Origin of the sequence: Pseudoroseomonas sp. WGS1072 (assembly GCF_049340465.1) — a bacterium.
Classification (GTDB): domain Bacteria; phylum Pseudomonadota; class Alphaproteobacteria; order Acetobacterales; family Acetobacteraceae; genus Pseudoroseomonas.
Map to the genome: position 1 here is coordinate 1957821 of NZ_JBMPSU010000001.1, position 18582 is coordinate 1976402.

Annotated in this window: 18 protein-coding genes; 7 read left to right on the forward strand and 11 right to left on the reverse strand. The window is 71.5% G+C overall.

Annotated features, from left to right (window positions below):
• Positions 1-40 precede the first annotated feature (40 nt).
• The 5 genes from ACF3NH_RS09405 to ACF3NH_RS09425 form a co-directional block, all read right to left on the reverse strand.
• The gene (locus ACF3NH_RS09405; protein WP_422922626.1) at positions 41-1423 is read right to left on the reverse strand and encodes a GntP family permease; all 1383 of its coding nucleotides are present in this window, start codon (positions 1421-1423) and stop codon (positions 41-43) included.
• A gap of 72 nt (positions 1424-1495) precedes the next feature.
• Entirely contained in the window at positions 1496-2443 is a 948-nt protein-coding gene (locus tag ACF3NH_RS09410; protein ID WP_422922627.1) for a 3-hydroxyacyl-CoA dehydrogenase, read from the reverse strand.
• Complete coding sequence (locus tag ACF3NH_RS09415; RefSeq protein ID WP_422922628.1) at positions 2428-3507, reverse strand: LacI family DNA-binding transcriptional regulator; 1080 nt, start codon at positions 3505-3507, stop codon at positions 2428-2430. The genes ACF3NH_RS09410 and ACF3NH_RS09415 overlap by 16 nt, the downstream gene beginning before the upstream one ends.
• A 125-nt stretch (positions 3508-3632) precedes the next feature.
• Positions 3633-4418, reverse strand: a complete 786-nt coding sequence (locus ACF3NH_RS09420) for an IclR family transcriptional regulator domain-containing protein (protein WP_198365377.1) — start codon at positions 4416-4418, stop codon at positions 3633-3635.
• Entirely contained in the window at positions 4415-5341 is a 927-nt protein-coding gene (locus ACF3NH_RS09425) for a LysR family transcriptional regulator (protein WP_422922629.1), read from the reverse strand. The genes ACF3NH_RS09420 and ACF3NH_RS09425 overlap by 4 nt, the downstream gene beginning before the upstream one ends.
• A gap of 110 nt (positions 5342-5451) precedes the next feature.
• Here ACF3NH_RS09425 and pcaH point away from each other — a divergent pair, with 110 nt between their 5' ends.
• From pcaH to glcF, 3 genes are all read left to right on the forward strand, one after another.
• Complete coding sequence (gene pcaH / locus ACF3NH_RS09430; RefSeq protein WP_422922630.1) at positions 5452-6177, forward strand: protocatechuate 3,4-dioxygenase subunit beta; 726 nt, start codon at positions 5452-5454, stop codon at positions 6175-6177.
• Positions 6178-6179: 2 nt separating this feature from the next.
• Positions 6180-6761: a protocatechuate 3,4-dioxygenase subunit alpha gene (gene pcaG / locus ACF3NH_RS09435; protein WP_422922631.1), complete on the forward strand. Its 582-nt coding sequence runs from the start codon at positions 6180-6182 to the stop codon at positions 6759-6761.
• 111 nt (positions 6762-6872) lie between these two features.
• A complete protein-coding gene (gene glcF, locus ACF3NH_RS09440) occupies positions 6873-8189 on the forward strand; it encodes a glycolate oxidase subunit GlcF (protein ID WP_422922632.1) in 1317 nt (438 codons plus the stop codon).
• Positions 8190-8238: 49 nt separating this feature from the next.
• Here the strand turns inward: glcF and ACF3NH_RS09445 are convergent, their stop codons facing one another.
• Together ACF3NH_RS09445 and ACF3NH_RS09450 are read right to left on the reverse strand one after the other, a co-directional pair.
• Positions 8239-8427 (reverse strand): soj family protein, encoded by a 189-nt coding sequence (locus tag ACF3NH_RS09445; protein ID WP_198365382.1) that lies wholly within the window; start codon positions 8425-8427, stop codon positions 8239-8241.
• A gap of 100 nt (positions 8428-8527) precedes the next feature.
• Positions 8528-8740, reverse strand: a complete 213-nt coding sequence (locus tag ACF3NH_RS09450; protein ID WP_198365383.1) for a hypothetical protein — start codon at positions 8738-8740, stop codon at positions 8528-8530.
• A gap of 264 nt (positions 8741-9004) precedes the next feature.
• Here ACF3NH_RS09450 and ACF3NH_RS09455 point away from each other — a divergent pair, with 264 nt between their 5' ends.
• Both ACF3NH_RS09455 and phbB read left to right on the forward strand, forming a co-directional pair.
• Positions 9005-10021 carry an amino acid ABC transporter substrate-binding protein gene (locus ACF3NH_RS09455; protein WP_422922633.1) on the forward strand — a complete coding sequence of 339 codons (1017 nt, stop codon included), beginning with the start codon at positions 9005-9007 and terminating at the stop codon, positions 10019-10021.
• Positions 10022-10138: 117 nt separating this feature from the next.
• The gene (gene phbB / locus ACF3NH_RS09460) at positions 10139-10861 is read left to right on the forward strand and encodes an acetoacetyl-CoA reductase (RefSeq protein WP_422922634.1); all 723 of its coding nucleotides are present in this window, start codon (positions 10139-10141) and stop codon (positions 10859-10861) included.
• A gap of 45 nt (positions 10862-10906) precedes the next feature.
• On the opposite strand, the gene ACF3NH_RS09465 is transcribed toward phbB, so the two are convergent.
• Together ACF3NH_RS09465 and ACF3NH_RS09470 are read right to left on the reverse strand one after the other, a co-directional pair.
• Positions 10907-11272, reverse strand: a complete 366-nt coding sequence (locus ACF3NH_RS09465) for a phage holin family protein (protein ID WP_422922635.1) — start codon at positions 11270-11272, stop codon at positions 10907-10909.
• 109 nt (positions 11273-11381) lie between these two features.
• Positions 11382-12353, reverse strand: coding sequence for a phosphoribosylaminoimidazolesuccinocarboxamide synthase (locus tag ACF3NH_RS09470; RefSeq protein WP_198365387.1), 972 nt, complete (start codon positions 12351-12353; stop codon positions 11382-11384).
• 172 nt (positions 12354-12525) lie between these two features.
• On the opposite strand from ACF3NH_RS09470, the gene ACF3NH_RS09475 reads away from it, so the two are divergent.
• Positions 12526-14646, forward strand: a complete 2121-nt coding sequence (locus tag ACF3NH_RS09475; RefSeq protein ID WP_422922636.1) for a TonB-dependent receptor — start codon at positions 12526-12528, stop codon at positions 14644-14646.
• Positions 14647-14700: 54 nt separating this feature from the next.
• On the opposite strand, the gene ACF3NH_RS09480 is transcribed toward ACF3NH_RS09475, so the two are convergent.
• Positions 14701-15405: a glutathione S-transferase gene (locus tag ACF3NH_RS09480; RefSeq protein WP_422922637.1), complete on the reverse strand. Its 705-nt coding sequence runs from the start codon at positions 15403-15405 to the stop codon at positions 14701-14703.
• Positions 15406-15567: 162 nt separating this feature from the next.
• On the opposite strand from ACF3NH_RS09480, the gene ACF3NH_RS09485 reads away from it, so the two are divergent.
• The gene (locus ACF3NH_RS09485; protein ID WP_422922638.1) at positions 15568-17901 is read left to right on the forward strand and encodes a putative bifunctional diguanylate cyclase/phosphodiesterase; all 2334 of its coding nucleotides are present in this window, start codon (positions 15568-15570) and stop codon (positions 17899-17901) included.
• Between the two features lie 8 nt (positions 17902-17909).
• On the opposite strand, the gene ACF3NH_RS09490 is transcribed toward ACF3NH_RS09485, so the two are convergent.
• Positions 17910-18539: a class I SAM-dependent methyltransferase gene (locus tag ACF3NH_RS09490; protein ID WP_422922639.1), complete on the reverse strand. Its 630-nt coding sequence runs from the start codon at positions 18537-18539 to the stop codon at positions 17910-17912.
• Positions 18540-18582: the final 43 nt, after the last annotated feature.

Here is an 18582-nt window from a genome sequence, read left to right on the forward strand (position 1 = left end):
CCTCCGCCCCCCCCTTCCTCGGGGGGGCGGCACGGCGGCGTCAGAAGGTGCCCAGGGTCGTTCCGAGCAGGATCACGGCGATCAGCGCCAGGACCGGAACCAACAGGTTCACGACGAAGATGTCGCCATAGGACGATTTGTGCGTCAGCCCGGTGATGGTCAGCAGCGAGATGACCGCGCCGTTGTGCGGCAGCGAGTCGAAACCGCCGGAGGAGATGGCGGCGACGCGGTGCAGCAGGTCCGGGCTGATGCCGAGCGCCGCGGCGCGCTCCATGTAGGTGGCGCCCAGCGTGTCGAGCGCGATGGACAGGCCGCCGGAGGCCGAGCCGGTGATGCCGGCCAGGGCGTTGACGGCGATGGCGAGCGAGATGATCGGCGTCCCGGGCGCGATGCCGACGACGAAATCGCGCACGACGACGAAGGCCGCCAGGGAGGCGATGACGGCGCCGTAGCCCACCTCGCTCGCCGTGTTGAAGATCGGCAGCAGCGAGCCCATCGTGCCCTCGTTCAGCGTCTTCTGCGCGTCGCGCAGGTAGCGCCGCTGCAGCAGCAGGACGGTCAGGATGGCGCCGACCAGCGCGACGATCAGCGCCCAGGTGCCGATCACCGCGGTGGGCGCGATGTTGCCGTAGATCTGCTGCGACAGGTAGCCGAGGTCGAGTGAGGGGAAGACGACCAGCGAGAAGAGCGCGTTCAGCCCGATGACGACGACGATCGGCAGCAGCGACAGCGCGAAGCCCGGCCGCTCGCCGTCCTCGAACTGCGGCAGGTTCTCCTTGTGGTCGCCATAGCCCTCGCCGGCGAGCCTGGCCCGGCGCTGCCGGTGGTGCAGCCAGGCCAGGCCGCCGAACAGCATGATGGCGGCGGCGATCATGCCGAGGCCGGGGGCTGCGAAGGTGGTGGTGCCGAAGAAGCGCGTCGGGATGGCGTTCTGGATCGCCGGCGTGCCCGGCAGCGCCGTCATGGTGAAGGTGAAGCTGCCCAGCGCGATGGCGCCTGCGATCAGCCGCTTCGGCACGTCCGCCTCGCGGAACAGCGCCGCGGCGATCGGGAAGATCGCGAAGGCGACGACGAAGAGCGAGACGCCGCCATAGGTCAGCACGCCGCAGGCCAGCGTCACGGCGGTGATGGCATGCTGCGCGCCGAGACGGCGGATGATGGTGTGCGCGATGGTGGTGGAGGAGCCGCTATCCGCCATCAGCTTGCCGAAGATGGCGCCGAGCAGAAAGATCGGGAAGAACAGCACGACGTAGTTGCCGAGGCTCTTCATGAAGATCTGCGTATAGGTCGCGAGCAGCGGGCCGCCCTGCGCCATCAGCACGGCGAAGGCGGCCATGATGGGGGCCAGGATCAGGACGTTGGTGCCGCGATAGGCGAAGTACATCAGCCCCGCGAGGGACAGGATGATGGCGAGTGTACCCAAGGGTCGGGCTCCGGGATGATCGGTTGCGGGCCGGGCCGCGGCCGGGGCGATGCCGCCCGGCCGCGGCGCCGGTCACTTGGGCTGGCCGCGCAGATGCGCGACGAGCGCCATCAGGCGGCGGTTGCGCCAGTCGGTGCGCTCGCCGAGCCGGTCCTGCGGCAGGCTCTGCCGCAGCTCCCGCTCGGCGCTGGCGATGGCCTGCTGCGACCAGGGCTGCGGATCGCGGCGCGAAAGGGCGATGTCGTGATAGAGCGGGGCGAGCCGGGCGGAATAGTCGGCGATGCCGCCCGGCGCGTTCAGGTCGATGGTCTCGAAGGGCCCCATGAAGGCCCAGCGCAGGCCGAGGCCCTGGCTCACCGTGCGGTCGATGTCCACGGCGGAGGCGAGGCCCGCCTCGTAGAGCGCCCAGGCCTCGTTCAGCAGCGCGCCCTGCAGCCGGTTCAGGATGAAGCCCTCGATCTCGCCCTTCACCTCGATCGGCGCCTGGCCCCAACCTTCCATGGCGGCGCGCAGCACGGGCGGGATGGCCGGATCGGTCCAGGGCGCCGGCACCAGCTCCACCAGCGGGATCAGGTGCGGCGGGTTGACCGGATGCGCGATCAGGAAGCGCGCGCGGTTGGCCAGCCCCTCGGTGAAGGCGGAGGCGGGAATGCCGGAGGAGGAGGAGCCGACGATGGCGTCGGGCCGCATGACCGCGTCGATCTCGGCGCAGACCGCCTGCTTCACCGGCACGCGTTCGAGCACGGATTCCTGGATGTAGTCGGCCGGGCCGACCGCCTCGGCGAGGCTCTCCGTCACCGTGATGCGGGCGAAGGCCGCCTCGACCTCCGGCGCCTGGGCCAGCTCGGCCTCGCGCATCTCCTCCAGCATGGCGCGGATGCGCGCGGGCGCGCGGGCGCGCAGTCCGGCATCGGCATCATAGACGCGGACCCGGGCGCCGCCGCGCGCGAAGACCAGCGCCCAGCCGGAGCCGACCAGTCCCGCGCCGATGACGGCGACGGTGTTCAGGACAGGCTGCATGCGGTTTCCTTTCTTGCTTCCTGCAACGGGACGGTGCTGCCGCGGACGACCAGCTCGCCGGGCAGGCGCAGCAGCCGGCAGGATGGCGCCTCGCCACGGCCGGCGAGCGTGATCCAGTCCAGGGCGGCGGCGACCATGCGCTCCACCGGCTGGCGCAGGCTGGTCAGGTCGTGCGAGGGCCAGGCGGCGATGGGGATGTCGTCGAAGCCGGCGATGGCGATGTCGCCCGGCACGGCGAGGCCAAGCTCGTGCCGCGCCACGTCCATCGCGCCGAGCGCCAGGATGTCGGCGGTGCAGAACAGCGCTTCCGGCCGGTCCGGGCGGGCGAGCAGGCGGCGTGCCGCCTGCTGCCCGGCGGCGTAGGTGAACTCGCCCGCCGCCTCGACCAACGGCGGCGGCAGGCCGAGTGCGGCGCAGCGGTCGAGAAAGCCCTGGCACCGCTCGGCGTTGGTCGAGGCATCCGGCCGCCCGGAGATCAGGCCGAGCCGCCGCGCGCCGTGCGCCGCCAGATGCCCGGCCACCGCGGCGGCGCCGCCGGAATTGTCGCAGACGGCGGCGAGGCTTCCAGGCTCCAGCCCCGCCGCGCCGGGATGGCGGTTGAGGAAGATCAGCGGCGTGCCGGCCTCGCGGCAGGCGGCGGCGGCGTCGCTGCTCAGTGTCGTCGCCAGGATCACGGCGCATTCGGGCTGGTAGGAGAGCAGCAGGCGCAGCGCCTCGCCCATCTCGCCGCCGGCCTCCGCCATGACCAGCATGACATTGTAGCCGGCGCCCTGCAGCGCGGCGGTCAGCGGCGCCAGGGCGGCGGAGTAGAAGGGGTTCGCCAGGTCCGAGAGCACGACGCCGACGATGCGGGTGCGGCGGGTGATCATGCTGCGCGCCAGGGCGTTGGGCTGGTAGCCGAGCTGGCTGGCGCGGCCCAGCACCGCCTGGCGGGTGGCATCGGCGATCGCCGCGTCGGCATGGAAGGCGCGCGCCACCGTGGCCACCGACATGCCGAGGTCGCGGGCCAGATCCTTGATGGTGACGCGGTGAAGGCGCCGCGGCGCGGACACGGTCTCTTCCATGGGTTTCCTCCGGCGGCCTGGCGGCCTTGTTCTCGGCGAGAACGTTCTCGCTGAAGCCCGTGGCGTCAAGCCGGCCAGGCTCACATGGCCGTGAAGTCGCCTGAACGCAGCCCGACCGCGCCGGATCAGCCGGGGATGGTGCGGCGCAGCTCCGCGGCGGCGGCCAGCAGCGGCGGCAGCAGCCGCTGGCACACGGCCCCGGCCTCGCCACGCGAAGTTCGCTGGCCGATGTTGATGGCGGCGACGCAGCGCCCGCGCTGGTCGCGCACCGGCACGGCGAGGGAGCGCAGGCCCAGCTGCAACTCCTCCTCCACCATGGCGAAGCCCTGCCGGCGCGCGGCGGCGACGGCGGCGCGGATCTCCTCGCGGCTGGTGCGGGTGTGCTCGGTCAGCGCCGCCGGCGTCAGCCCGGCCAGGAGATGCTCCATCACCCCCTCGGGCAGGGCGGAGAGCAGGGCGCGGCCGAGCGCCGTGCAATGCGCCGGCAGCCGGCTGCCGACCCCGAGGGAGACCGGCATGATCCGCTGCGCCGCCGCACGGGCGATGTAGACCACCTCCGCCCCGTCCAGGATCGCCGCCGAGCAGCTCTCGCCGGTCGCCTCCCGCACCGCCTCGAGCTGCGGCATCAGCAGATCGGGCAGGGTGGCGCTGGCCAGCCACGCGCCGCCGAGGCGCAGCACGCGCGGCGTGAGGCAGAAGTGCCGCCCGTCCGTCTCGGCATAGCCGAGCTCGGCGAGCGTCAGCAGGCAGCGGCGGGTGGCGGCGCGGCTGAGGCCGGTGTCGCGCGCCAGCTCGGCGATGCTGGCGCGCGGCCGCCCGGCGAAGGCCTCGATCACCCGGAGCCCGCGCGACAGGCCGCCGAGCAGGTCGCGGCTGCCGGGCGCGCGGGGCGGCGGGAAGGCCCGGGTCACGGCGCGGCCTCGCGCAGGGCGGCGGCCGTGGCCTGCAACTCGCCGCGCAGCCAGGCGTGGCGGGCGTCCTGCTGGTCGCGCCGGTGCCAGGCCATGTAGAGCGGCAGCGCGCCGAGCCGGCCCCTGGCGGGGGGCAGGGGCACCGGCGCGTGCGCCAGGCCGCGCAGCGCGCCGTGCCGCAGCAGGCCGGGCAGGGTGGCCAGCATGGCGCTGCCGCGCAGGAAGGCGGCGACGCCATCGAAGCCCGGCACGCGGATGGCGATGTCGCGCTGCAGGCCCTCGGCCTCCAGGCGGCGGTCGAAATCGAGGGCCTCACCCTCGGGATGCAGCACGGTGATGTGGCGGGCGGCGAGATAGGCCTCGGCCGTCTCGGGGGGGCGCCGCGCGGCGGCGTCGTAGAAGCAGGCGTAGCGGTCGGTCAGCAGGCGCTTCTGCAGGATGTCGGTGCCGGCGGGCGGGAAGGGCGTGACGATCAGATCGCAGCCCTGCTCGCGCAGCAGGGCCGCGCTGGGCGCGCCGGAAGGGACCACGCGCAGGCTCAGCCGCGCCACCTGCGCCTCCACCCGGGCGAAGAAGCCGGGCAGCAGCAGGTCGCGCTGGAACCCGTTGGCGGCGATGGTGAAGCCGATCCGCGCGCTGGCCGGGGTGAAGACATCCATCCGCACCAGGCCCTGCAGGCCGTCGAGCAGGGCCTGGGCCGGCCCGGCCAGGCCGCGCGCATAGGGGGTGGCGACGATGCCGCGGCCCGATTTCACGAAGAGCGGATCGCCCAGCAGGCCGCGCAGCCGGATCAGCCCGTGGCTCGCCGCCGACTGGCTGAGGCCGAGGCGCCCGGCGGCGGCGGTGACGGAGCCTTCCTCCAGCACAGCGAGGAAGAGGCGCAACGCATGGCCATCGAGCGAGAAGGCATCGATCCTGCTCATGCATCGCATGATAAATACCCGGTTTCCTCATGCAAGGCGACGCGGCAGGCTGAGCCCGGAGAAGGCGCCGCCCCCGCCAACACGCCGGCGCCTCCGCGGGAGGACCATCCATGCCCAGCCTCGGCGACATCATCCGCCGCGACCGCTCGCTGCATCCGCCGCCCCTGACGCCGCAATACAAGACCAGCGTGCTGCGCAGCCCGCGCCGCGCCCTGGTCTCGCTGGAGCCCGGCCCGGGCGAGAATGCCGGGCCGGTCTTCCGCGCCGATCTGCTGGCGCCGCTCGACAACGACCTGATCCGCAACCACGCCCGCGATGGCGAGGCGGTGGGCGAGCGCATCATCGTCCATGGCAGGGTGCTGGACGAGACCGGCCGGCCGGTGCCGCGCACCCTGCTGGAGGTGTGGCAGGCCAATGCCGGCGGCCGCTACCGGCACCACAACGACAGCTACCTCGCGCCGCTCGACCCGAATTTCGGCGGCGCCGGGCGCTGCATGACGGATGCCGAGGGCAGCTACTTCTTCCGCACCATCCGCCCCGGCCCCTATCCCTGGCGCAACAACGGCAACGACTGGCGGCCGGCGCATATCCACGTCTCGCTCTTCGGCGAGGCCTTCCTGCAGCGCCTGGTGACGCAGCTCTATTTCGAGGGCGACCCGCTGATCCCGCTCTGCCCCATCCTCGGCACCCTGCCCGACCCGGCGGGGCGCGAGCGGCTGGTGGCGAGGCTCGACATGCAGAACTCCATCCCCTTCGACGCCCTGGCCTACCGCTTCGACATCGTGCTGCGCGGCCGGCGGCAGACCTTCTTCGAGAACCGGCCGGAGGGCCTCTGACCATGCCCGTCGAATACCTGAAGGAGACGCCCTCCCAGACCGGTGGGCCCTATGTCCATATCGGCCTGCTGCCGGTCGCCGCCGGCCTCGCCACCCGCACCCAGGAACAGCCGCATATCCTGGAGGGCGCCGGCGAGCGCATCCGCCTGACCGGCGTGGTGATGGACGGCTCCGGCCACCCGGTGCGCGATGCGTTGCTGGAGCTGTGGCAGGCGGACCGGGACGGCAGGCACAATGCCGGCGGCTTCCTCGGCTGGGGCCGCGCGGCGGCCGATCCGGCGAGCGGCGAATGGGTCTTCGAGACCATCCGGCCCGGCGTGGTGCCCTGGCGCGACGGGCGGCCGCAGGCGCAGCATGTCAGCCTGCTGATCTTCGCCCGCGGCATCAACATCCACCTGCACACGCGCCTCTACTTCCCCGAGGACGCCGCGGCGCTCGAGGCCGACCCGGTGCTGCGGAGCATCGAGCAGGCGGGACGCCGCGCCACCCTGGTCGCCGCGCGCACCGGGGCCGCCGACCTGCCGACCTACCGTCTCGTGATCCAGCTCCAGGGCGAGGCGGAGACGGTGTTCCTCGACATGTGAGGGCGGCGGGAGGCCGGCGCGGAGGGCGGTTTCCCGCGCCCCCTCCCGCCCGGGTGCTTGCACCGCGACCGCTTCCCTCCCACCCTGAAGGACGGGACGGAATCAGGCGGCATGCAGACGAACTTCACGGCGGAGCAACTGGCGGACCCCGACACGCGGGAGTCCAACACCATCCTGCGCACCTGCGTGCATTGTGGCTTCTGCACCGCCACCTGCCCGACCTTCGTCCTGCTGGGCGACGAGCTCGACAGCCCGCGCGGCCGCATCTACCTGATCAAGGACATGCTGGAGAGCGGCCAGCCGGCGACGGAGGCGGTGGTGCGGCACGTGGACCGCTGCCTCTCCTGCCTCTCCTGCATGACCACCTGCCCCTCGGGCGTGCACTACATGCATCTGGTGGACCATGCCCGGCGCTACATCGAGGAGACCTATACCCGGCCCTGGCCGGAGCGGCTGCTGCGGCGCGCGCTCGGCGCCACCCTGCCGTATCCGGCGCGCTTCCGCCTGGCCCTGCGGGCGGCGCGGCTGGCGCGCCCGCTGCGGGGCTGGCTGCCGGGGCGTGGCACCACCTTCGGCCGGATGCGCGCCATGCTGGAGCTGGCGCCCGAGACGCTGCCGCCGGCCGATCCGGCGCCGGCCGTCCGCCGCTATCTCGCCGAGGGCGAGCGGCGCGGCCGCGTCGCGCTGCTGACCGGCTGCGCGCAGACCGTCCTGGCGCCCTCGATCAACGCCGCCACCATCCGGCTGCTGACGCGGATGGGGGTCGAGGTGGTGGTGAGCGAGGGACAGGGCTGCTGCGGCGCGCTGAACCACCACATGGGCCAGCACGATCCGGCCATGGCCCTGGCGCGGGCCAATATCGCCGCCTGGACGCGGGAGATCGAGGGCGAGGGGCTGGACGCCATCGTGGTGAACGCCTCGGGCTGCGGCACCACGGTGAAGGACTACGGCCATATGTTCCGCGAGGAGCCGGAGCCCTGGGCGGCACGGGCGGCCCTGGTGGCGGCCCGGGCGCGCGATGTCTCGGAAGTGCTGCTGCAGTTCGGCTACGCGCCGAGTCGCGCGGCGCCGGAGCTGACCGTGGCCTATCACGCGGCCTGCAGCCTGCAGCACGGGCAGAAGATCACCTCGGCGCCGAAGCAGTTGCTGGCGCGCGCCGGCTTCACGGTAAAGGAGCCGGCCGAGGGGCATCTCTGCTGCGGCTCGGCCGGCACCTACAACCTGATGCAGCCGGAGATCGCCGGGGCGCTGAAGGCCCGAAAGCTGGAGAATATCGGCCGCACCGGGGCGGCGGTGATCGCCAGCGGCAATATCGGCTGCCTGACGCAGCTGGGTTCGGGGCCCCTGCCGGCGATCCATACGGTGGAGTTGCTGGACTGGATGGCAGGCGGACCGGCCCCGGCGGGATTGTCTGACGGGACTGTCTGATGGGGCGGCCTGGCGGGCTCGCGGGAGCCCGCCCGGGCCGAAGGTCCTGTCAGGCCGCCATCTTGCGGGCGGCGCCGTCCCGCGCCAGCACCGACATGGCCTCCGCCACCAGGCCGGCTGCATCCTCGGAGCCGGCCTCCAGGCAGCAGCGTTCGGCGTGGCTCAGCAGCCGCAGCACGGCCGCGAGGTCTCGTTGCGCCTGATGGGTCCAGAGGACCGCAGCGATAGGGGTATCCATCGGAAAGGACCGCCACTCGATGTTGGGATGCGGCCGCGCTTACACCGCAATCCTCCCGCGGACCAGAAAAAAGCGCGGTCCGGACCGATGGCCGCGCGGCCTATTGCAGCAGGCGGCCCGCGCCGGCCGGCGCCAGGTCCCGGGACAGCGACGGCGCGGCGGGCAGGAGGGTGGCGGCGAGGGCGAGGTGCAGCGCGGCATCGGCGGCGCCCAGGCGCCGGCACTCCGCCTCCAGATAGGAGATCATGCGGGAGAGGGCTTCCTGGTCTGAGCCGGCCTGCGGGTCGCGCGAGGAAAGGGTGTGCCTGGCCATGGGAGAGAGTTTCTTCCGCTGCTTCACCCTGCTCGGGCGAGGTGATGTTCACGCCCCCGTGATACTCGGTAGCGTTTCAGAAGATCAATGACTTTATGTTGCAGTAAGGATCCGTAACACAATCAGAAATTGTAAAGTCGCGCCAGACACGATCATGGTCGCGACTTGTCCACAGGATTGACGGTGCTTTTACGCCCGGCGAGGCATGCGCCCGGCGCGGGGATGCTCTACGCTGGACGCCGAACCGCCGGAGATAGCCGCCCCATGCGCGTCCTGATCGCCTTGCTGGCCGCCCTGCTCGCCCTCGACGCCGCGCCGGTCCTGGCGGGCCCGACCCTGGACGGGGTCAGGGCGCGCGGGCAGCTGGTCTGCGGGGTCAATACCGGGGTGGCCGGATTCTCCGCGCCGGACAGCCGGGGCGAGTATCAGGGACTCGACGCGGAGTTCTGCCGCGCCGTGGCGGCCGCCACGCTGGGCGACGCGTCGAAGGTCCGATTCGTGCCCACCACCTACCAGACGCGCTTCGTCGCCCTGCAATCGGGCGAGATCGACCTGCTGGCGCGCAACGTGACGCAGACGCTGATGCGCGACACGGCCATGGGCTTCAACATGGTCGGCGTCAACTTCTACGACGGCCAGGGCTTCCTGGTGCCGCGCGCCTCGGGCATCGCCGACGCGCGGCAACTCGACGGCGCCACGGTCTGCGTGCTGCCCGGCTCCACCAGCGAGCTCAACCTCGGGGACTATGCGCGGCGCGAGGGCCTGCGTCTGCAGCCCGTGGTGCTGAGCTCGATGGACGAGATGACGGCCGCCTACCAGTCCGGCCGCTGCGACGCCATGACCACCGATGCCTCGCAACTCGCCGCGCTGCGCGTCTCGGCCCTGCGCGAACCCGAGGCGCATATCATCCTGCCCGAGCGGATCAGCAAGGAGCCGCTCGGCCCGATGGTGCGGCATGGCGACGAGGAATGGCGCGACATCGTGGCCTGGACCCTGGCGGCGCTGATCGAGGCCGAGGAGCTGGGCGTGACCCGGGCCAATGCGGCGGAGATGCGCGGCGGGCAGGACCCGAACGTGCTGCGCCTGCTCGGCGCCACGCCGGGTTTCGGCAAGGCGCTGGCGCTGCCGGAGGACTGGGCCTTCCAGGCGATCCGGCAGGTCGGCAACTACGGCGAGATCTTCGACCGGACCCTGGGCAAGGGTTCGCCCATCGGCCTCGAGCGCGGCCTGAACGACCTCTGGACCCGCGGCGGCCTGATGTACGCCCTGCCGCTGCGCTGAGGCGCGGCGGGGCCTCAACAAGACCATGGCATCCGGCCGCCGGCTATGATGCCATGGTCGACGCGGAACCGGAATGAAGCCGGTCCCGCCATAAACCTTCACGGAGGAGGACAGCCTATGGCAAAAGTGGCCCTGGTCACCGGCGGGCAGCGCGGCATCGGCGCGGCCATCAGCGAGCAGTTGCAGAAGGCCGGCCGCAAGGTGGTCGCCTCCTATGCCGGCAATGACGCCGCCGCTGCGGCCTTCACCGAGCGCACCGGTATCGCGACCATCAAGTTCGACGTCTCCGACTTCGAGGCCTGCCAGGCCGCGGTCGCCCGGATCGAGGCGGAGCACGGACCGATCGAGGTGCTGGTGAACAACGCCGGCATCACCCGCGACGGCACCATGAAGCGGATGGACCGCAAGATGTGGGACGACGTGATCGACACCAATCTCGGCTCCTGCTTCAACATGGCCAAGCTGGTCTGGGACGGGATGATGTCGCGCAAGTTCGGCCGCATCGTCAACATCGGCTCGATCAACGGCCAGGCCGGGCAGTACGGCCAGGTCAACTATGCCGCCGCCAAGTCCGGGATCCACGGCTTCACCAAGGCGCTGGCGCAGGAGGGCGCGCGGGCCGGCATCACCGTGAACGCCATCGCGCCCGGCTATGTGGACACCGAGATGGTGCGCGCCGTGCCGGAGGACGTGCTGCAGAAGATCATCGCGCGCATCCCGCGCGGCCGCCTCGGCACCGCCGAGGACATCGCGCGCGGCGTCGCCTTCCTGACCGCCGACGATGCCGACTTCATCACCGGCTCGACGCTGTCGATCAACGGCGGCCAGCACATGTACTGAGGCGGGGCGTTCCGCCGGGGCTCCAGCGGCCCCGGCGGCGGTCCTTCAGCGGTTCTCGATGCCGGCGGGCGCGGCGTCGCCGATGGTGCGGTTGACGATCCACGACACCACCGCGACGATGATCGCCCCGAAGAAGGCCGCCCAGAAGCCCGAGACCTGCATCCCCGGCATCACCAGCGCCGTCAGCCCGAGCATCGCGGCGTTCACCACCAGGGTGAAGAGGCCGAGCGTGAGGAGGTTCAGCGGCAGGGTGAGCAGCATCAGCACCGGCCGGATCAGCGCGTTCACGATGCCGAAGACGATGGCGGCGATCACCAGATTGAACGGTCCGCTGAAGTTGATGCCGGTGATCAGCATGTCGGCGCACCAGAAGGCGAAGGCCGTGATCAGCGTGCGGGCCAGGAAACCCATCGGGCATGTCCTCCATGAATGCGCTGGCGCAACGCGGCCGCCGGCGCGGGGTTGCGAAGCTTAAGCCGGGTCGCCCTGCCTGTCCGCCACCCGCCGCGCCCCGGGAGGCTCAGGCATAGCGCGCCAGGTTGCGGCGGATGCGGGCCAGCACCGGCTCGTCCAGGGAGGGCAGCGCGAAGGTCTCGCCGGTGATCTGCTCGAAGGCGGTGACATAGACGGCGGCGGTGGCCAGGATCACCGCCTCGGGGATCTCCGGGATCGGGTCCTTGTAGGGATCGCAGCGCGCCACCACCCAGTTGCGCACGAAGTCCTTGTCGAAGCTCTCCGGCTTCTCGCCGGCCTCGAAGCGCGCCGGATAGCTGCCGGCCAGCCAGTAGCGGCTGCTGTCCGGCGTGTGGATCTCGTCGGCCAGGACGATGTTGCCCTCGGTGTCGAGGCCGAACTCGTACTTCGTGTCCACCAGGATCAGCCCGCGCCGCCGCGCCAGCTCCTGCCCGCGCGCGAAGAGGGCGAGGGCGTAGCGGGAGAGGGTCTCCCACTGCGCGGCGCTCAGCAGCCCCTTCTCCAGGATCAGCGCCGGCGTCAGCGGCTCGTCGTGCCCGCCGTCGAAGGCCTTGCTGGTGGGCGTGATGATCGGCCGGGGCAGCTTCTGGTTGTCGCGCATCCCGTCCGGCAGGGTGACGCCGTACATCTCCCGCTGGCCGGCCTTGTAGAGCGTCAGGATCGAGGTGCCCGTGGTGCCGGCGAGATAGTCGCGCACCACCACCTCGACCGGCAGGATGTCCAGCCGCTTTCCCACCACCACGTTGGGGTCCGGGTATTCGAGGACATGGTTGGGGCAGATGTCGCGCGTCTGCTCGAACCAGTAGCGCGCCGTCTGGGTCAGCACCTGGCCCTTCAGCGGAATGGCCGCCAGGATACGGTCGAAGGCGCTGATGCGGTCGGTGGTGATGAGGATGCGCCGCCCGTCCGGCAGGTCGTAATTGTCCCGCACCTTGCCGCTGTAGTGGTTGGGAAGCTCGGCGATGGTCGCGTCGTTCAGGATGTGCCGCGCATAGGGCGCGAGGGTGCTGGGATCCATGGCCGTTATCCTGCAAGCGGTGGGCGCCGCAGGGTAGCGGCTGCCGCCCAGCCTGTCAGGAGGCAGGTAAGTTCCGAATGGCCACGCTTAGGGCAAACACCGTCTTCCAAGAGTAATGTTATACTGTATCATATTGCCCTCACTATGAGCTGTAGCAGAGCCGAGTCGATCCATGTCACGTCGTCATCTCCTCCTCACAACGGCCCTTCTTCCCACGCTGCTGCCGGCGATCCCGCGCGCCCAGGAGGAGGTGCGGCTGCCGCCGGTTTCCGTTACAGCAAGCCCGGTACAGACCGGGCAGATCGGTAGCTTCGTGCCGCTCACGACGTTGGAGCAGCCGGCGCTGTCCAGCGCCGCGCCGCGCAGCCTGGCCGAGGCGCTGGCCGACGAGCCGGGCATCAGCGCCACCGGCTTCGCCCCCGGTGCCAGCCGCCCGATCATCCGCGGCCTCACCGACAATCGCGTCCGGCTGCAGGAGAACGGCTTCACCGCCGGCGATGTGTCGGCCTACGGCGCCGACCATACCGTACCGCTCGATCCGCTCGCCGCCGAGCGCGTCGAGGTCATCCGCGGACCGGCCTCGCTGCGCTGGGGCTCGCAGGCCATTGGCGGAGTGGTCAACATGATCAACAACCGTATTCCGACCAGCCTGCCGGAGCGCAACGTCCAGGGTCGCCTCGCCGGCGGGTGGAACAGCGGCAGCCGCGGCTGGGACGGTCTGGCTGCGGCCGATGTGCGGGCCGGCAACTGGGTGCTGCATGGTGATCTCTTCGGGCGCAAGGATCACGACTACGAGCTGCCGGATGGCGGGCGGCAGGCCAACAGCTTCGTCCGCACCGACGGCCAGGCGCTCGGTCTGAGTTATGTCGGCGAGCAGGGCTTCATCGGCACTTCCATCTCTCGTTTCCGCAGTCTCTACGGCATTCCGGGCGGCGAGGAGGCGGAGTTGGGCATCTCTCTGGATGTCGAGCAGTTCCGCTGGGCAAGCCGTGGCGAATACCGCCCGTCGAGCGGTCCGCTGCGCAGCGTCAGCTACTGGCTCGGCTTCAGCCGCTACCGGCATGAGGAGATGGGCCTCGAACATGAGCATGGCCATGATCACGAGGAGGGCGAGGAGCATGAGCACGAGGAGCTTGCAGGTGCCCGGGTCGAGCATGGCGGCTTTCGCAACATCACCTGGGATGGGCGCCTCGAGCTGCAGCACCAGCCGATCGAGACCAGCATTGGCGCGTTGAACGGCACGCTCGGCCTGTCCTTCGAGCAGGAACGGCTGCGCACCACCGGCGAGGCGCTGGACTTCCTGCCGCCTGCCGACACCGACCGCTATGCCGCCTATCTCTTCGAGGAGCTCAGTCTCACTCCGACGCTGCGGCTGCAGGCGGCGACCCGGATCGAGATGGTGCGGATCGGCGGCGCCACGGCGGATTTCGGCGGCGGCCTGCTGCCGTCCGAGGAGGGCCAGGAGCTTGCCAACAGCCCCTACGAGCGCGACTACACCCCGGTCAGCGTCAGCCTCGGCCTGCTGAAGGACCTGCCCTGGGCGATGCAGGCGCGCGTCACCGGCCAGTATGTCGAGCGGGCGCCGAGCGTCGCGGAGCTGTTCTCGCGCGGCTCTCACCATGCCTCGGGCACCTTCGACATCGGCAATCCCGACCTGCGCAAGGAGTCGGCCGTGACCGGCGAGATCGGCCTGTCGCGCAACAGCGGCAGCTTCCGCTTCGACACCAGCGCCTTCCTCTCGCGCTTCGACGGCTTCATCTATCAGGCACTGACGGGCAACAGCTGCGACGAGGACTTCGCCTCCTGCGCGCCCGGCGGCGAGGGCGAGTTCCTGCAATCCGCCTACGGTCAGCGCGATGCGCGCTTCTGGGGCGTCGAGGTAAAGGCCGAGCAGGACCTGTTCCGCCTTGGCGGCGGCCGCTTCGGCCTGTCCGGACGCTACGACTTCGTGCGCGCCGAGTTCACCGGCGGCGGCAACCTGCCGCGCATTCCGCCACACCGCCTCGGCGGCGGTATGTTCTGGCGCAACGGCGGCTGGAACACCGGCATCGACTATCTGCACGCCTTCGACCACAACCGCACCGCCGACAACGAGACCTCGACCAAGGGCTATGACTCTCTGAATGCCCGGATCGCCTACACCGCGCCGCTCGGCAGCGATCTGGGCCTCACCCTCGCGGTCGTCGCCAGCAACCTGCTCGACAGCAACATGCGCAACGCCGCCTCGTTCAAGAAGGACGAGGTTCTGCTGCCCGGCCGGACGGCGCGGCTGATGGCGATACTGACCTTCTGACGATGGCCTGCGCCGGATCCTGATGTCCGGCCTGACCGCTGGCAGGTGTTCGCCTCAAGGCTTATCCAGCTCCGGATAGTGCCGGAAGATGCCCTTGCCGAAGTCCAGCCGGCGCTTGCTGCCCAGATAGGCTTTGAGTTCCGGCAGGGTCGCCACGGCGTCGCGCAGCGCCACCAGGCGGGGCAGCTCCGGCTCCAGCGTCGCCATCCGGCGGGGAAAGGCGAAGCGCAGCCCCTCGAGGAGTTGGAACAGCGAAAGGTCGGCATAGGTCCAGCGCCGTCCGGCCAGCCAAGCGCTGGCACCGCCCTCCAGCACCCGCTCGAAGTAGCCGAGGAACTTCGGCATGCGGCTCTCGCGGAAGGCCCGGGCCCGCTTCGCCGCCGGGCCCTTCTGCGCCTCGTAGTAGTCGCCGGGGTCGATCGGATGATGCGTGTCGTGCGCCTCGGCCACCATGTCGGCGATGGTGAGCTGCAACTGGTGCACCCAGAGCCGGCCCTTCAGGGTCCGGGGCGCCAGGCCGTGCCGCTGGCCGAGGAAGAGCAGGATATTGGCGGTCTGGGCGATGGTCATGCCCTCCGCCACCAGATAGGGGGGCGCGAAGGGCGGCTGTTCACGCCGCGCCGCCATGTCGGGCTGCAGCCGTCCGGCATCCTTGCCGCGGGCGCATTCGCGGTAGGGGATGCGCCCCGCCTCCAGCGCCAGGCGGACGAATTCGCCACGGCCCGGCAGGCCGTCCCAGTACCAAAGCTCGTAGGTCATGCCGCCTCCATCGCCCCGCCTCCATCGTCGGGAGTCCGGAACCGCAACGCCCGGCGCCGAGAGTGGATGCAGGCGGTGCCTCGCTAAGCCCTTGCTCATCATTGGCGGGGCATAAGCGCGTCATCGAACCGCAACCTTCCAGGGACGCGAAGGGCAGGCGCCATGTTCCATTCCGGTCCGGGCCTGCCGCAGGCCCTCCGCAACGATCTGGCGGCGCCGCCGGGGCTGGACCTGGACGGGCCGGCCGGCTGGCTGCGGCGCCGGCTGCCCTTGCTGATGAACCAGGGGCTGCTGGTCGATCTCGGCCTCGTCGCCGCGACCCTGGCGCTGCTCTGGCTGGGCACCCTGCTGCACATCCGGCTGGAACGCCGGGAGAGCCTTACGGCGGCGGAGCGTCATGTCAGCAACCTCGCCGGCGCCTCGCAGCAGATCCTCGCCCGCACCATCGAGGCCATCGACCAGCGCCTGCTCTTCCTGCGCGAGGCCTACCGGCAGGACCGTATCGGCTTCAGCCTCGATTTCCTGCGGCGCGAGAACGGCATCCAGCAGGACATGACGCTGCAGACCGCCATCATCGGCCCCGACGGGCGGCTGCTGATGACCAATCTCGGCCCGGTGCGCGGCCCGGGCCTGGACCTCTCGGACCGCGCCCATTTCCGCGTGCACGCCGAGAGCCCGCGCGACGACCTCTTCATCAGCGTCCCGGTGATGGGGCGCGAATCCAAGCGCTGGTCGGTGCAGTTCACCCGCCGGCTGACCGACCCGGACGGCGGCTTCGGCGGCGTCGCGGTGATCTCGCTCGATCCCGGCTGGCTGACCCAGGTCTACGACACGCTCGACATCGGCCGCGGCACCGTGACGCTGACGGGCGAGGACGGCATCCTGCGCGCCCGCGCGCCGTTTCTCTCCGGCACGCTCGGCAACGATCTGAGCGGCAGCGAGGCGTTCCGCAGCATGGTGGGGCGGGAGGCGTCGGTCTTCCGGGGGCCCAGCGTCGCCACCGGCATGGAGATGATCATCGCTGCGCGGCGGGTGCGCCCCTATCCCGTGATGGTCGCCGTCGGCATCGACCTGCGCGACGCGCTGGCCGGGCACGAGGCCTATCGGCGGAGCCTGCTGAACGCGGTGGCGGGGCTGACGCTGATCCTGCTCGTCGGTGGCGGGCTGATGGTGCGGCAGCGGCTGCAGAGGCTGCTGTCGCAGCAGCAGATCCGGCACATGGCGCATCACGACGCGCTGACCGGCCTGGCCAACCGGGTGCGGCTGCAGGAGCAGCTGCGGCAGTGGCTGCGGCAGGAGCGGCCGCTGGCCGTCCTCGCCCTCGACCTCGATCGCTTCAAGCCGGTGAACGACACCTATGGCCACCATGCCGGGGACCAGGTGCTGCGCCAGGTCGCCGGCCGCCTGCTCGCCCTGGCCGGCCCGCACGATCTGGTGGCGCGGATGGGCGGGGACGAGTTCCTGCTGCTCTGCGACGCCGCCGCCGGCGCCGAGGCGGTGGAAGCGCTGGGCCGCCGCATCCTCGCCTCGGTCGCGGCGCCCTATCTGCTGGAGGGCTGCACGGCGCAGATCGGCACCAGCATCGGCATCGCCCTCTTCCCGCGCGACGGCACCTCGCCGGACGCGCTGCTGCGCGGCGCCGATGCCGCGCTCTACGCCGCCAAGACCGGCGGCCGCGGCGCCCTGCGCTTCTTCCTGCCCGACATGGAGGACGACCAGCGCGAGCGCCGCGCGCTGGAAGCGGAACTGCGCGAGGCGGTGCGGCAGCAGACGCTCGGCCTGGAGTACCAGCCCATCCTCGCCTGCGGCGGCGCGCTGCGCGGCTTCGAGGCGCTGTTGCGCTGGTCGCATCCCCGCCGCGGCCCGGTGCCGCCCGCGAAGTTCATTCCGCTGGCGGAGGAATGCGGCCTGATCCTGCCGCTCGGGCGCTGGGTGCTGCAGCAGGCCTGCGGCGACGCGGCGCGCTGGCCGGCGCATCTGCGCGTGGCGGTGAACCTCTCGCCGGTGCAACTGCGCGATCCCGGCCTGCCCGCCATGGTGAAGCAGGTGCTGGCCAGCACCGGCCTGCCGCCCGGCCGGCTCGAGCTCGAGGTCACCGAGGGCCTGCTGATCGAGGACGCGCAGCAGGCGCTGGCCGCCATCGAGAGCCTGAAGCGGCTGGGCGTCAGGCTGGCGCTGGACGATTTCGGCACCGGCTATGCCAGTCTCGGCTACCTGCACCGCTTCCCCTTCGACCGCATCAAGGTCGACCGCTCCTTCATCGGGGCGCTCGGACAGCGGAAGGCCTCCCATGCCATCGTCGAGGCGATGCTGACCATGAGCGCCAGCCTCGGCATGGAGGTCACGGCGGAAGGGGTGGAGACGGCGGAGCAGCTGGATTTCCTGCGCCGCCACGACTGCGACGAGGTGCAGGGCTTCCTGCTCGGCCGCCCGCAGCCCCTGGCCCGGCTCGATGGGCTGCTGCTGGCGCCCCTGTCCTGTCCGCCGCCGGGCTGAGCCCCGTCCTACCCCGCCGCCACCCGCTCTCCGGCGGGCCTGCGCCAGATCCCGCGCACCACCTCGGCCACGCCCTGGTGGCGGGGGCCCTCATCCAGCAGCACCCCGCCCTCCAGGCATTCCAGCAGTTCCAGCCCGGCGAAGGCGGCCTCGGCCGTGGCGCGGCTCCAGAGCAGGGCGGGATCGCGCGGGCCGCCGCAGCGCCGGCCCTGCTGCGCCGCGGCGAAGCCTTCCAGCACCAACAGCCCGCCCGGGGCCAGGGCCTGGCAGGCCCCGGCCGCGACGGCCGCCCGGTCGGCGGGCGGCAGATGCACGAAGATCCAGGCGATCAGGTCGTAGCGCGCCACGGGCCAGTTCCACCGCGCCAGGTCCGCGACCGCCGTGGCCAGCGGCACGCCACGCCGGCGCGCCAGATCGGCCGCCCGCGCCAGGCCGGTGGCGGACCAGTCCACCGCCGTCACGGACAGCCCCCGCCCGGCCAGCCAGACGCCGTTGCGCCCCTCGCCGTCGCCGAGGCAAAGGGCCGTCATACCGGGCCGCAGCCGGGGCGACAGGCTTTCCAGGTAGCGGTTCGGTTCCTGGCCGAACAGCCAGGAGCCGGTGCCGTAGCGGGCATCCCAGGCCGCGGCGTCGCTCATCCCGCGGCCCCGCGCGGCGACATCAGCCGGCCGCCATCAACCC